This window comes from Bacillus coreaensis (assembly GCF_050586445.1).
In the GTDB taxonomy this organism is placed as follows: domain Bacteria; phylum Bacillota; class Bacilli; order Bacillales; family Cytobacillaceae; genus Robertmurraya_A; species Robertmurraya_A coreaensis.
Map to the genome: position 1 here is coordinate 1 of NZ_JBOCCY010000018.1, position 13502 is coordinate 13502.

Consider the following 13502-nt stretch of genomic DNA (forward strand, 5'->3'; position numbering starts at 1 on the left):
AAAAAATGAAAGTAATTAATTGGTATACAATTAGCTTAGTGATAGTCGGATGTATATCATTTATCTTTTCTCTCACTCAACTCGAATGGTCTGGAATGAAAATCTTTTCCATAATGACATTCATAGTTATTATATTAGAAATTTTCCCTGTTAAATTACCTAGTGGGTATAAATATGCTGCAGGAAGTATTGGATTTCTATTTTTATTAATATACCTTGGTTTTTCTTATGCAGTTCTTGCCATATTTATTTCAACAGGTACCTACTATTTTATAAGTTTAAGAAAAAGGGAAATTCCAATCATACGACTATTAGTTACGATTGGCATGTATGTAATTTCTATTTTGGCAGCGTTTATTTCATGGAAATTCTCATTTCAAATAAATATATTTTTAGGAGTTAGTTTGGTTGCAATCATTTTTGAGCTGGTGAATTTTGTTGTAATGGAAGGAATTGAAGCAACTGTATTTCGAAAAAAGATGTTTTCTAACCTCAGGGAAAAATTAATCGAGTTAATAATACCTATAATAGTGAGTATTCTTGTCATTTCTCGACTTATTATAATTAAAACCGAGACACAATTAATTCTTTCCATACTCTATACTCTTTTCTTCCTATTAATTGTTATCTTCTTTTCACATGAGTTCACTAAACAATTTATGCTCCGAAAATCAACTTCAAATGCCTTCATGCAAATATTAGAGGATAGAATTAATCCCAGTTTAAAAGGGCACGGGAAACGAGTGGGACAGATCTGTGAACTTCTTTTAGAAGATTTAGGATATCCAAAAAGAAAACGAAATATGCTAATACAAATTGCTTCTATTCATGATATTGGTAAAGCTTTAATTCCAACTTATATTTTTAGAAAACGCGGGGATTTAACTTTATCGGAGGAACGTGAATACAAAAGTCACGTAGAAAAGGCTGAAGAGATATTAAAAAATATATATTCCGATGAGTCTTTAGGCAAATGGACACTACATCATCATGAACGTTGGGATGGAAAGGGCTTTCCAATTGGTTTAAAAGGGGAGGATATCCCTCTTGAATCAAGAATAATTGCTTTAGCAAATGAGTTGGATCATATCCTTTCACGCCATAACGATCCGGAAACGATATTTAAATTATTACATGAGAAGTCAATTACTATATTGGACCCCAATTTAGTAGCAAAGTTGGACTTAGGTCATATCATAATGTTGGTTGATAACATAAAATATCCATTAAAACATAAAGTGGTTACATCTGAAGATTTTTTAGATAATCAGTATGTAATGGAAAATTCATATACTAGTATAGGAGAATCATTTTTTGTTCAAATCAAAAAGGGTATAATTCTTTCTCCTCAACCTAAAATTCCAGAAAGTTTTTTCAAATCTCTCACTGAAATAGCAAAAGAACGCATGGAAATTGTTCATGATACTTTTACCTTTGGTCAATTGACATTGGATATCTATGCTCAATCTCTTGGAAATGGAGATGTCACAATATTTGCACATGATTTGTCACCATATCTAGGGTATAGAAGTAAATTAGAAAAAGGGATTTTAGAATCTTATGTAGGATTAGTAAATATATTATCGGAAGGTAAGATCATCCTGCATGTTTCTTCTAAAGAATTAATAACTCAGCTTGGTGAATTTGTTTGTGATATTCAAGTCTCAAAAACCCCGGATGTGCCAAAGAGTAGAGAAATGATTAAACAAGTCATTGAAAATTATGCTCCTCATTTAGATTCTATGAAAGTGCAGATCGCAGTAACCGAGGCAGTGACCAATGTTTTAAAACATGCAACAGGTGGTGGATTATTCATCTACCATAAAGAAAAACATTTGCAATTCTTTATTTCCGATACAGGTTCTGGAATCCCATTACATGAAATTCCAAAAACAATCTTGGTTTCGGGCTATTCAAGCAAAAAATCATTAGGACAAGGATTTAAAATGATTGCTAAATTCTGCGATAAGGTGCATATCCAAACTTCTCCAGAAGGAACAAATGTTCTAATTGAATATAATATTTAAAAGATTTATTTAGTAGTAATTGTTTTAGTGAAAATTGATTCACAATAAAGGTATAAATTTTTGCACTTTAAGTATTGGGGTTGTTCTTTAGATTAACTCCTTTTTTTTTTATTAAGATAATTTCCAATCGCAGTATGGGGATTTAGTTTAAAGAAAGTAAAGAAATTGTTTTAAAATTATACCTTATTAAGAGAAAAGTTTTGCTACTTGGTGGTTCTTAGCTTTAGAGCGGTGGGCTTTATAAAAATTTTAGTTTATGTCTAGGATAAGGATAAATTATCTAGACGAAGAAATAAAAAGATATTATCCTTTTTATAAGAGTGCTCATAATGCAGCTAAGAAGCTTATTAATTAATGCAGAGTTGAAAAAGTCGGATTTTAGTTCTGACTTTTTTTGTATTGAAAATCTCAACCCTTTTCGTTGTGTTTCCAACTTTATTTTTTATTATTAGTTTTTGATGATTGGAGTAAGGCCAAAGATAGAGGATTATTGTTTCCAAGTTTTTTTTACTAATACAACAATCCTTTATTGGAATGTGTCTTTTTTGTCTTTATATGTAACACTGCATTATATGATTATAACCATTATTATCCATCATTATTAATAACTGTTTATCCTTTTTTGAGTCAGCCTATATTGCGGCTAATTTTATCACACGTTCCAATTTAGGAGACGCTGTGATGAAAACCATCATTGAGATATTATCTTTACAATAAAATGATAGAAGAAGGACAAAAAAGTTGGATCATGGTTCCGACTTTTTTGCCCTGAAAATTTTTACCTTTGTGGTTATATATTTCTTTCAAGCCCTCTTTCAAACGCTGCAAGATGATTTTTGGATGCATTGCGTAATTGAGTAAACACCATTCTAATATCATTAGGAAGTTCATATGATAGGAACTTTTCATACATCGCTATATTGTTAACTTCTCCTTCCACACTAGCTGCAAACGCAGACTTTACATTTCTCGGTGTTTTTACGAACGATTGGGATATATCTTCTGGAACTGGTACTTGGTATTTTTCAAAAAGAGGTAAAAGTGCAGAGATATGTCTTAATTCTGCTTCTTTGATTTGTGCAAATGTACGTATATCTCCAAAAGTTTCAAGAACATTTTTATACCTTGATTGAGCTAAGTGTTCGTCTTGAAGCGCATAGGTTAGCATTTGGGGTATGGTTAAACTGGTATCATTTAATGCACCTTGAGCTCCATAATTATTAGGCTGGCGATTTGCATTTGTCACCATTTGTTTATTTAATAAAAAGTATAAAAACCATACGGCGTGATTTTGCTCATCAGCAGCAGCGCGACGAAAAGTCTCTTTAATAACGGGATTTTGGGACTTATCTGCAATATCTAGGTAAAAGTCTACCGTTTCTTGTTCATCTCTAAATGCAAACTCTACACCCTCTTTATACTGATCAGGACACTTTTCAATGCTTTCAGCAACCGGTTGTCTGCCCGTTAACTCTCTGTAAATTCTACTGAACTCCTCAAAGTGACGTATCTCATCCTGACGTATTTCAAGAATTTGATCTTTTTCAACCTGAGTTTTTGCCATTCTAGCTAATTTACCGTAACATTCTATGGCTCCATATTCCCCGTTGATTGCTTTTTTAATATCGTTTATTAAACTGACGTCAAAAGTATTTCGAAAATTAGTATGGTAAAAGGGATAATTATGATAGATATATTGCATGCCAGCTCCACCCCCCAGGGTAATTTATCAACTTATCATATGCTCAAATATCGGATAGGTGTCTAAAAGGGAGATACGATGACTATAGGGAGTAATTGTGAAGAAAAAGTGAACTTATACCCAAAGGGGTTTACATTATTTTTTAATATTCTATAATACCCATATAGGTATTATTGATTACCTTAAACGTATTAATAAAGTTAGTTGTTTATATAAAAAATTAATTATTGGAGGAATAGATATGACACAGAAAGTGGTTATTGTAGGCGGGGTAGCTGGGGGAGCAACAGCAGCAGCAAGATTAAGAAGAATTAGTGAGGATGTAGAAATCGTTCTTTTCGAACGTGGTGAGCATATTTCATTTGCAAACTGTGGATTACCTTATTATATCGGGGAAACGATTAAGGATAGAAGCAAGCTGTTGGTACAAACCATTAAGGGTATGTCAGAACGCTTTAAGCTAGATATTCGTAACTTAAGTGAAGTAGTGAGCATTGATCCGGATAACAAACAGGTGACAATAAAGAACCTTCAAAGTGGGGAAGTTTATGAAGAGTCTTTTGATAAGTTATTATTATCTCCCGGGGCAAGACCAATCGTACCACCGATTCCAGGGCTAAAGGAAAATGAGACCTTATTTACATTAAGAAATATTCCGGATACAGATAAAATAAAAAACTATGTAGATAATGTTCAACCGAAAAAGGCGGTTGTTATTGGTGGTGGTTTTATAGGTATTGAAATGGCGGAAAACCTAGTAGATCGAGGAATTGAAGTAACACTTATTGAAATGGCCAATCAAATTATGGCACCAATTGATTTTGAAATGGCAAGTATTTTACATGCTCATTTAAAAGAAAAGGGAGTTCACCTTATTCTAGAAAATGGTGTAAAAGCGTTTGAAGATCAAGGAAAGAAAATCATCCTCTCTGATGGTTTGGAAATTTCTACAGATATGACCATTCTTTCTATCGGTGTCATTCCTGAAAATGAGTTGGCCAAATCAGCTGGCCTTGAATTAGGACAGCGAGGAGGTATTATTGTAAATGAGTATCTTCAAACGTCAAATGAGGATATTTACGCAGTGGGTGATGCTGTGGAGGTAGTGGACTATATTAGTGGCACAAAGGCAATGATTCCACTTGCTGGCCCTGCAAACCGTCAAGGACGAATTGCAGCAAATAATATCATGGGTAAAAAAGAGAAATATCAAGGAACGATGGGGACTTCTATTGCAAAGGTGTTTGATTTAACCGTCGCTGCTACTGGGAATAATGAAAAAACACTAAAACGACTTGGGGTCTCTTACGAAGTCGTTCATATTCACCCAAGCTCTCATGCTGGATACTACCCAGGAGCTGCACCGATGTCCCTTAAGTTAATTTTTGATAAAGAAACAGGAAGAATATTCGGTGCTCAAGCGGTTGGAGCAGATGGGGTAGATAAACGAATGGATGTCATAGCTACAGCGATCAAAGGTGGATTAACAGTAGAAGACTTAACAAACTTAGAATTGTCATACGCTCCACCGTATTCATCAGCTAAAGATCCAGTCAATATGGCTGGTTATGTAGCAACAAATATTATGGATGGTGAATTGGAACATATTCAGTGGTTTGAAGTAGATCAAATCGTTGCTGAAGGTGGTTTACTGATTGACGTTCGTGAACCAATGGAACGTGAATTTGGCTTTATTGACGGTTCAATTAATATTTCGTTAAATGAACTGAGAAATAAATTAGATGAAATTCCTAAAGATCAGACCGTATATGTAAGTTGTCAGGTAGGGTTAAGAGGGTATTTAGCAAGCCGTATTTTAAAAAATAATGGATTCAAAGTAAAGAATGTTGATGGTGGCTGGAAGACCTATTCGTCCGTATTTGGAAGCAATATAGCCAATCAAGTTGAAACAAAAACAAACGACCTGGGAGAAACGGTTATCGAAGAAACCACCGATGACTTACAAGTGGATTCATTGGTAGATGTTAGTGGTTTAACCTGTCCAATGCCTATCGTGAAATTGAAAAAAGGAATAGAGGTATTAGGAAGTGGTCAGGTGCTAGAGCTTCATGTAACGGATAAAGGGGCATTAAACGATTTACCAGCTTGGTCAAAAAATGCTGGACACACGATCCTAAAAACGGAACAAGATGATAAGTTAATTAAGTTCTGGATTAAAAAGAAATAACATAACAAACGCGTGACTCAAATACGGGAGTCATGCGTTTTTTTTCGTAAAAAAATATGGTAGGAGGTATCTTGGCATGGAAAAGTCAAAAGGAAAGATAATAATTCAAGAAAGACGGATAAACGTTTATGAAGGAGGCAGAAAATGACTACTGAAACAGCGGTGAAAACGATCTCCGTAGAGGAAATTGCCAAAAAAGTGATCAAACATGAGGAAGTGTTTATTTTAGATGCAAGAAATACGGATGATTTTGATGATTGGAAGATCGAAGGGAAAAGTGTTCACATCATTAACGCCCCTTACTTTGATCTATTAGAAGGAGTTGACTCTATTAAGGAAAAATTACCAACAGATAAGACTATTTATGTCATATGTGCTAAAGGAGGATCCTCACAATTTGTGGCTCAACAGATCGCAGAAGCGGGCTTTACAGATGTATATTCTGTTGAGGGTGGAATGAAAGCATGGAGTGAATATTTAGAACCTATCAAGATTGGCGATTTAAAAAATGGAGGAGCATTATATCAATTTGTTCGGATAGGCAAAGGTTGTTTATCATACTTGATTGAATCAAATGGTGAAGGTGCGATGATTGATACAAGCCGTATGATTGAACCGTATGAAACTTTTATCAAAGAGCATCATATTAAATTGACGCATGTACTTGATACTCATCTACATGCAGACCATATTTCTGGTGGGAGAAGGCTTGCTGAAAAAATGGGAGCAACCTATTATCTTCCACCTAAAGATGCCACCGAAGTAAATTTTACGTATCAACAAATTAATGACGGGGATGAGTATCAAGTTGGTAAAACGACAATTAAGGCGGTTTACTCTCCGGGTCATACCATAGGGAGTACCTCTTTTGTCATCGATGACCAATATTTATTAACAGGAGATATTCTGTTTATTGACTCTATTGGACGCCCAGACCTTGCTGGAAAAGCAGAAGATTGGGTAGGCGATTTAAGAAATACGCTATATACGCGTTACAAGGACTTGGCAGATGACCTGCTAGTCTTGCCTGCTCACTATATGGGAATAAATGAAATGAATGATAATGGAAGTATTTCTGAAAAACTTGGTGTACTATATCAACAAAATCACGGACTAAATATTGTTGATGAGAATGAATTTAGAAAAGTGGTAACAGAAAACCTACCACCTCAGCCGAATTCATACCAGGAAATTCGAGAAACAAATATGGGGAAGATCATGCCAGATGTAGAACAACAAAGGGAAATGGAGATTGGCCCGAATCGTTGTGCGGTAAGATAGAAGAGAAATTAAAAATGAGGAAGGTAACTACTTCGGTTACCTTCCTTTTTATTTGAGGTAGAAATTTCCTGGTTGACTTTATACCCAATGGGGTATAGTATGTACATATCGACAAACTTCTAAGGAGGTATTTCAAATTACTTTTGTAACCATTCTACTGTTAGTGATTGGATATGTGTTATTTGAAAGGTATTTTCCGGTTTTCTCTGTAGCTTATATTCCCAGAGAAGAGATCGAAACAAAATCCACTATCATTGATTTAAGAGATTATAACCAATCAAGTAAATTCTCTGTACCGGGTGCAATAAACATACCTGTTGCTTATCTCAATAGATTTAGCACTACCATACCCAATCGTAAACTATATATTATTGCTTCAAACAATCTAGAAAAAAATGTAGGTATTCGTCTTTTACGTAAGAAAGGGTTTCAAGTGATTGGATATACCCTTGCTAGTCATCACTCAAAACTATTGAAAGAAGATAAACTTAGTATAAAAAATCTTTGTTAAAAGGAGGTAAGGATATGGAATACAATACTCAAATTCAAAATAGAGTAAAGCGTATGGAAGGACAGCTTAGAGGGATTTTAAGAATGATGGAAGAAAATAAGGACTGTAAAGAAGTGATAACACAATTATCAGCTGTTCGAACGGCTGTTGATCGTACAATGGGTGTAATTGTAAGTTCTAATTTAGTTGACTGTGTACAAAAAGCTAAAGAAAACGAAGAAACAAATGCAGAGGATCTGATCAAAGAAGCGGTTAACCTGCTTGTAAAAAGTAGATAAAAAAAGGTTGACATCGTTGAGTCATTCATTTAACATTATACCCGTAGGGGTAAATTGAAGTTTAAGGCATTAAACACAATTTATATTTTTTTAAACAATAATATACCTATACGAGTATACGTAAATATAAATAGAATTAAAAATCTAGGAGGTAACAGTATGTCAGAAAAGAAAAAAACTACGATTGTGTTATTTAGTGGAGATTACGATAAAGCAATGGCAGCTTATATTATTGCAAATGGTGCAGCAGCCTACGATCATGAAGTAACCATCTTCCATACATTCTGGGGGTTAAATGCTCTCCGTAAAGAAGAAAATATGATGGTGAAAAAAGGATTCATGGAAAAAATGTTCGAAAAAATGATGCCAAGAGGCGCAGATAAGATGGGTCTTTCTAAAATGAACTTTGCTGGTATGGGTCCAAAAATGATTAAAGGTGTGATGAAAAAGCACAACGCCATGTCGCTACCTCAGTTAATCGAAATGGCACAAGAGCAAGATGTGAAATTAGTGGCATGTACGATGACAATGGATCTGTTAGGTCTTAAAGAAGAAGAGCTTCTTGAAAATGTCGAATATGCGGGTGTAGCTGCTTATCTGGCTGATGCAGAAGATGGGAATGTAAATCTATTTATTTAATGAAAGATAGGGGATTTTCCCCTATCAATAAGGAGAGAGTAATATGGAATATGTAAATTACATTCTCATTGGATTGTTCTTGCTACTCATGATCCAACGAATGATTCCGACAAAGGGTGTTAGACATATAACAACAGCTGAATTAAAAAAGGAATTAATAGATAAAAATAAACAATTTGTGGATGTTCGAACGCCAGCTGAGTATAAGGGAAACCACATCAAAGGCTTTAAAAACATTCCACTTCATGTGCTATCTCAAAAATCAAATGAGATATCAAAAGATAAAGAAGTAGTAGTCATTTGTCAAAGCGGAATGAGAAGTCAAAAAGCTAGCAAAACCCTAAAAAAGTTAGGATTTAAAAAAATAACGAATGTAAAAGGCGGCATGAGCGCCTGGTCATGATATATAGGAGGAATCAACAGTGAAAACAATGACAGCTAAAGAAGTAGAAGCACTATTAAATGAAGGTAAAGCATTGGATATTATCGATGTGCGTGAAGTAGATGAGGTAGCAGCTGGGAAAATTCCTGGAGCAGTAAACATTCCACTAAGCCTTATTGAGTTCCGTATGCATGAGTTAGATAAATCAAAGGAATATATCATGGTTTGTCGTTCTGGTGGTAGAAGTGGTAGTGCTTCACAATTTCTAGAAAGCTATGGATACAAAGTCATTAATATGACAGGTGGTATGCTTTCTTGGGAAGGTAAAACAGAATAAAAAATTTTAAAATAAAATATACCCTATATGGTATAAAAGTAATGGAGGTTACTTATGGAGAACTTAAAAGCAAATGTCACTCTTGATGCAAAGGGATTAGCATGCCCGATGCCGATTGTTAAAACGAAAAAAGCAATGACTGGATTAGAATCAGGGCAAGTATTGGAAGTCCAAGCAACAGATAAGGGATCAAAAGCAGATATCAAAGCATGGGCTGAGAGTACAGGACATCAATATCTAGGTACTTTGGAAGAAGGAGATGTGTTAAAGCATTTTCTAAGAAAGTCATCAAGCGATGAAACCATCGAAAGAAAACATCCAAATGTAGTGACAAATGAGGAACTACAGTCAAAGCTAGAAGCAAATGAAAACATGATGGTTCTAGATGTAAGAGAAACGGCAGAATATGCATTTAATCATATTCCGAATGCGATTTCTATTCCACTTGGTGAGTTAGAAGCTCGTATGAATGAATTAAACCAAGATCAAACCATCTATATCGTATGTCGTACAGGTAACCGAAGCGATTTAGCAGCTCAGAAATTAGCTGAAAATGGATTTTCAAACGTACTAAATGTTATTCCAGGGATGAGTCAGTGGACTGGAACAACGGATCGTATCAACAATTAAGTGTGGGTTGCATGAAGAAATTAGGAGGAAATACAATGACAACTAAAGTAGCAATTATCGCAAGTAATGGTGGTCTATTCGATGCTTATAAAGTATTTAATATCGCGACAGCAGCTGCCGCAACAGATCAAGAAGTAGCAATTTTCTTCACCTTTGAAGGATTAAACTTAATTCATAAAGAGGCAAATAAACAACTTCCGATGCCGGAAGGAAAAGAACATTTTGCAGAAGGATTTTCTAAAGCAAATGTACCATCCATCCCAGAATTAGCTGAAATGGCTCAAGAGATGGGAGTAAAACTGATTGGATGCCAAATGACCATGGATGTTATGGGATTAGAAAAAGAAAGCTTTGTCGATGGAATTGAAGTAGGTGGAGCTGTAACATTCTTAGATTTTGCAAAAAACGCAGATATCACACTGACTTTTTAATCAAAAAATTTTAAAATCAATTATACTCTAGGGGGTAAATGAATAATGGCTGTTCAAGCAATGACTGCAAAAGAAGTGGCGAAGAAAGTGTTTAATAAAGAAGCATTCTTTATCTTAGACGTACGTAATGAAGATGCATTTCAAGATTGGAAAATTGAAGGGGGAAATTTTGAATATCTAAATGTACCGTACTTTGATCTATTAGATGGGGTAGAAGAAATTCTTGATAAAGTACCAACTGATAAAGAGGTTTTAGTCGTTTGTGCCAAGGAAGGTTCATCTATCATGGTAGCTGACATGCTTTCTGAAGCAGGACGTAGTGTATCATATTTAGCTGGCGGAATGAAAGCGTGGAGTGAACACTTAGAACCAGTTAAGGTTGGAGATTTAAAAGACGGTGGCGAAATTTATCAGTTCGTTCGTATTGGAAAAGGCTGTTTATCATACATGGTCGTATCAAATGGCGAAGCAGCTATCATTGACTCTACTCGTATGACAGATACGTACCTTGATTTTGCAGACTCAATCGGAGCAAAGATCACTCATGTATTTGATACTCACCTTCATGCTGATCATATTTCTGGTGGAAGAGTAATTGCTGAAAAAACAAATGCAACGTACTGGTTACCTCCAAAGGATGCAACGGAAGTTACATTTACGTACCAACCATTAGAAGATGGCAATGATGTAGAAATCGGAAATGTAAAAATCAATATCCATGCATTGTATTCACCAGGACACACAATCGGATCCACTTCCTTTATTGTGGATGAGAAGTTCTTACTTTCAGGAGATATTTTGTTCATCGATTCGATTGGAAGACCAGATTTAGCAGGCCTAGCACAGGATTGGGTAGGAGACTTACGAGAAAGTCTATACAAGCGTTACAGAGAGTTATCTGAGGAATTAATCGTACTTCCAGCTCACTTTATGATCATTGATGAGTTAAATGAAGATGGAAGTGTGTCAGAAAAACTAGGAACACTATTTGAGAAAAACCACGGTTTAAATATTGCGGACGAAGATGAATTTAGAAGAGTGGTAACGGAAAACCTGCCACCACAACCCAATGCATACCAACAAATCCGTGAAACAAATATGGGGAAAATCACTCCAGACGATGAGCAGCAACGTGAAATGGAAATCGGACCAAACCGTTGTGCGGTTCGATAAAACAATACTAGGAGGAATAAAAATGGAAGCAAATAAAGTATTAGACGCAAAAGGGCTGGCTTGTCCCATGCCAATCGTAAAAACAAAGAAAGCAATGAATGAATTAGAAAGCGGTCAAGTGTTAGAAATTCATGCAACCGATAAAGGGGCAAAAAATGACCTTGCTGCATGGGCAAAATCAGGTGGTCATGAATTAATCAAACACGATGAGGACAATGAAGTATTAAAGTTCTGGATTAAAAAAGGCTGATGTATAAGGGAACCAGTTGAGGTTCCCTTTTTCTGAAAAATGGTTTAGAGAGCAAGCGTCATAATAGGCGCTTTTGCTTTTTCAAAGGGGGAAAAAACGATGGATATAGGTTTTATAATCACCATCTTTTTAATTGGTTTTATAGGTTCATATATTTCTGGAATGCTGGGAATTGGCGGTTCAATCATTAAGTATCCGATGCTTTTATACATTCCACCTTTATTCGGTCTTGCAGCTTTTAGTGCTCATGAAGTATCCGGAATTAGTGCTGTTCAGGTGTTTTTTGCAACGATCGGTGGGGTGTGGGCTTACCGAAAGGGTGGCTTTTTAAATAAAAAATTAATCATTTACATGGGAGCGAGTATTTTAGTTGGTAGCTTTATTGGGGGCTTTGGTTCAAAGCTCATGAGTGAAGGTGGAATTAATATCATATACGGTATTTTAGCATTGATTGCAGCTGTGATGATGTTCATTCCTAAAAAAGGTCTAGATGATATTCCATTAGATCAAGTGACATTCAATAAATGGCTGGCAGCGGTCCTTGCATTTATCGTTGGGATAGGTTCTGGAATTGTCGGAGCTGCTGGTGCTTTTCTTTTAGTACCAATCATGCTTGTTGTATTAAAAATTCCCACTCGTATGACCATTGCATCCTCACTTGCCATCACATTTATCTCTTCTATTGGTGCGACTGTTGGGAAAATTTCAACGGGGCAAGTAGAATTTTGGCCATCTTTAATCATGGTTATAGCTAGTTTAATTGCCTCACCACTAGGGGCGGTGGCAGGGAAAAAAGTAAACACAAAGATTCTTCAAGTAGTCCTTGCACTACTCATTTTAGCAACAGCGATAAAGATTTGGATGGATATTTTATAAGTTACGATTGAAACTATAAAAATAGTTTAATGAATGGAGGTAAGGTTTTATGGTAAAAGTAACGGAAGCTGCCATTGCTGTTATTACCAAAGAGGTTAAAGACATGATAAATGAAGGAAAAAAACCATTTATTCGTTTAACAATGGGAATTGGCTGAGGAGGCCCACAGCTACGTCTGGCTCTGGAGGAGTCAGCTTTAGAGAATGATGAAATCACTGAACAAAGTGGAATACAGTTTTTAGTGAATGAAAGAGACAAGGTTTACTTTGAGAATGTCAAAATTGACTTTGTGAAATCCCTTTTTGGGGGCGGACAATTTAAGGTACTCCGAGTCTAAGGAAAAGGAAAGGCACCTGTCCCCACTCTTTATTGGAGGACAGGCGCCTTTTCTCATTTAAGTCAGTTCCCAAATAAATACATAATAAATACCGAAGAATAAAAATATTAACAAAAGCAGAATGGAAAGACATAAAGTAATAACTCTTGGATAATTGAAAGTTTGATGGTTGATGTCTCGGCCTTTCTTAAAATATCCAATCGTTGAAAGTATGATCGTGATAATTCCTACAAAAATAGAAGCTAACCCAATCGCTTGGGCTAGTATGTCCCCGAGTTGATCTTTTGATATAAACGAAAAATGTAAATTAGTTATTAAAAATCCAACCCCTATAATCGTTATACTCGTTCGTATCCATGCAAGGTATGTACGTTCATTTGCCAGATGCTGCTGAATGTAATTTGAATCAATCGTTGGCTTTTCCTTAAATATCATCATTCTGTACCTTTATTAACATTGA

13 protein-coding genes and 1 pseudogene are annotated in these 13502 nt (G+C 35.4%); 12 read left to right on the forward strand and 2 right to left on the reverse strand.

Features of this window, described 5'->3' with window-relative positions; translation table 11 throughout:
* Positions 1 to 2027 (forward strand): HD domain-containing phosphohydrolase (locus ACQ5H4_RS19685; RefSeq protein WP_430776687.1); only part of this gene is annotated, 2027 nt, incomplete at its 5' end.
* Positions 2028 to 2817: 790 nt separating this feature from the next.
* On the opposite strand, the gene ACQ5H4_RS19690 is transcribed toward ACQ5H4_RS19685, so the two are convergent.
* Positions 2818 to 3729 carry a ferritin family protein gene (locus ACQ5H4_RS19690; protein ID WP_430776688.1) on the reverse strand — a complete coding sequence of 304 codons (912 nt, stop codon included), beginning with the start codon at positions 3727 to 3729 and terminating at the stop codon, positions 2818 to 2820.
* A 241-nt stretch (positions 3730 to 3970) separates the two neighbouring features.
* Here ACQ5H4_RS19690 and ACQ5H4_RS19695 point away from each other — a divergent pair, with 241 nt between their 5' ends.
* The 11 genes and pseudogenes from ACQ5H4_RS19695 (at position 3971) to ACQ5H4_RS19745 (ending at position 12705) form a co-directional block, all read left to right on the forward strand.
* Entirely contained in the window at positions 3971 to 5917 is a 1947-nt protein-coding gene (locus tag ACQ5H4_RS19695) for a CoA-disulfide reductase (protein WP_430776689.1), read from the forward strand.
* Between the two features lie 144 nt (positions 5918 to 6061).
* Positions 6062 to 7198 carry an MBL fold metallo-hydrolase gene (locus tag ACQ5H4_RS19700; RefSeq protein WP_430776690.1) on the forward strand — a complete coding sequence of 379 codons (1137 nt, stop codon included), beginning with the start codon at positions 6062 to 6064 and terminating at the stop codon, positions 7196 to 7198.
* A 525-nt stretch (positions 7199 to 7723) separates the two neighbouring features.
* Positions 7724 to 7987, forward strand: coding sequence for a metal-sensitive transcriptional regulator (locus ACQ5H4_RS19705; RefSeq protein WP_430776691.1), 264 nt, complete (start codon positions 7724 to 7726; stop codon positions 7985 to 7987).
* 159 nt (positions 7988 to 8146) lie between these two features.
* Positions 8147 to 8626, forward strand: coding sequence for a DsrE/DsrF/DrsH-like family protein (locus ACQ5H4_RS19710; RefSeq protein ID WP_066059137.1), 480 nt, complete (start codon positions 8147 to 8149; stop codon positions 8624 to 8626).
* 43 nt (positions 8627 to 8669) lie between these two features.
* Complete coding sequence (locus tag ACQ5H4_RS19715; RefSeq protein ID WP_430776692.1) at positions 8670 to 9029, forward strand: rhodanese-like domain-containing protein; 360 nt, start codon at positions 8670 to 8672, stop codon at positions 9027 to 9029.
* 19 nt (positions 9030 to 9048) lie between these two features.
* Positions 9049 to 9345: a rhodanese-like domain-containing protein gene (locus ACQ5H4_RS19720; protein ID WP_430776693.1), complete on the forward strand. Its 297-nt coding sequence runs from the start codon at positions 9049 to 9051 to the stop codon at positions 9343 to 9345.
* A 54-nt stretch (positions 9346 to 9399) separates the two neighbouring features.
* Complete coding sequence (locus tag ACQ5H4_RS19725) at positions 9400 to 9975, forward strand: sulfurtransferase TusA family protein (protein ID WP_430776694.1); 576 nt, start codon at positions 9400 to 9402, stop codon at positions 9973 to 9975.
* A 35-nt stretch (positions 9976 to 10010) separates the two neighbouring features.
* Positions 10011 to 10406, forward strand: coding sequence for a DsrE/DsrF/DrsH-like family protein (locus ACQ5H4_RS19730; RefSeq protein WP_430776695.1), 396 nt, complete (start codon positions 10011 to 10013; stop codon positions 10404 to 10406).
* A 38-nt stretch (positions 10407 to 10444) separates the two neighbouring features.
* Positions 10445 to 11579, forward strand: a pseudogene (locus tag ACQ5H4_RS19735) (MBL fold metallo-hydrolase).
* A 22-nt stretch (positions 11580 to 11601) separates the two neighbouring features.
* Entirely contained in the window at positions 11602 to 11829 is a 228-nt protein-coding gene (locus ACQ5H4_RS19740; RefSeq protein WP_430776696.1) for a sulfurtransferase TusA family protein, read from the forward strand.
* A gap of 99 nt (positions 11830 to 11928) precedes the next feature.
* The gene (locus ACQ5H4_RS19745; protein WP_430776697.1) at positions 11929 to 12705 is read left to right on the forward strand and encodes a sulfite exporter TauE/SafE family protein; all 777 of its coding nucleotides are present in this window, start codon (positions 11929 to 11931) and stop codon (positions 12703 to 12705) included.
* Between the two features lie 394 nt (positions 12706 to 13099).
* Here ACQ5H4_RS19745 and ACQ5H4_RS19750 read toward each other — a convergent pair whose 3' ends face one another.
* Positions 13100 to 13480: a YidH family protein gene (locus tag ACQ5H4_RS19750; RefSeq protein ID WP_430776698.1), complete on the reverse strand. Its 381-nt coding sequence runs from the start codon at positions 13478 to 13480 to the stop codon at positions 13100 to 13102.
* Between the last annotated feature and the right edge of the window lie 22 nt (positions 13481 to 13502).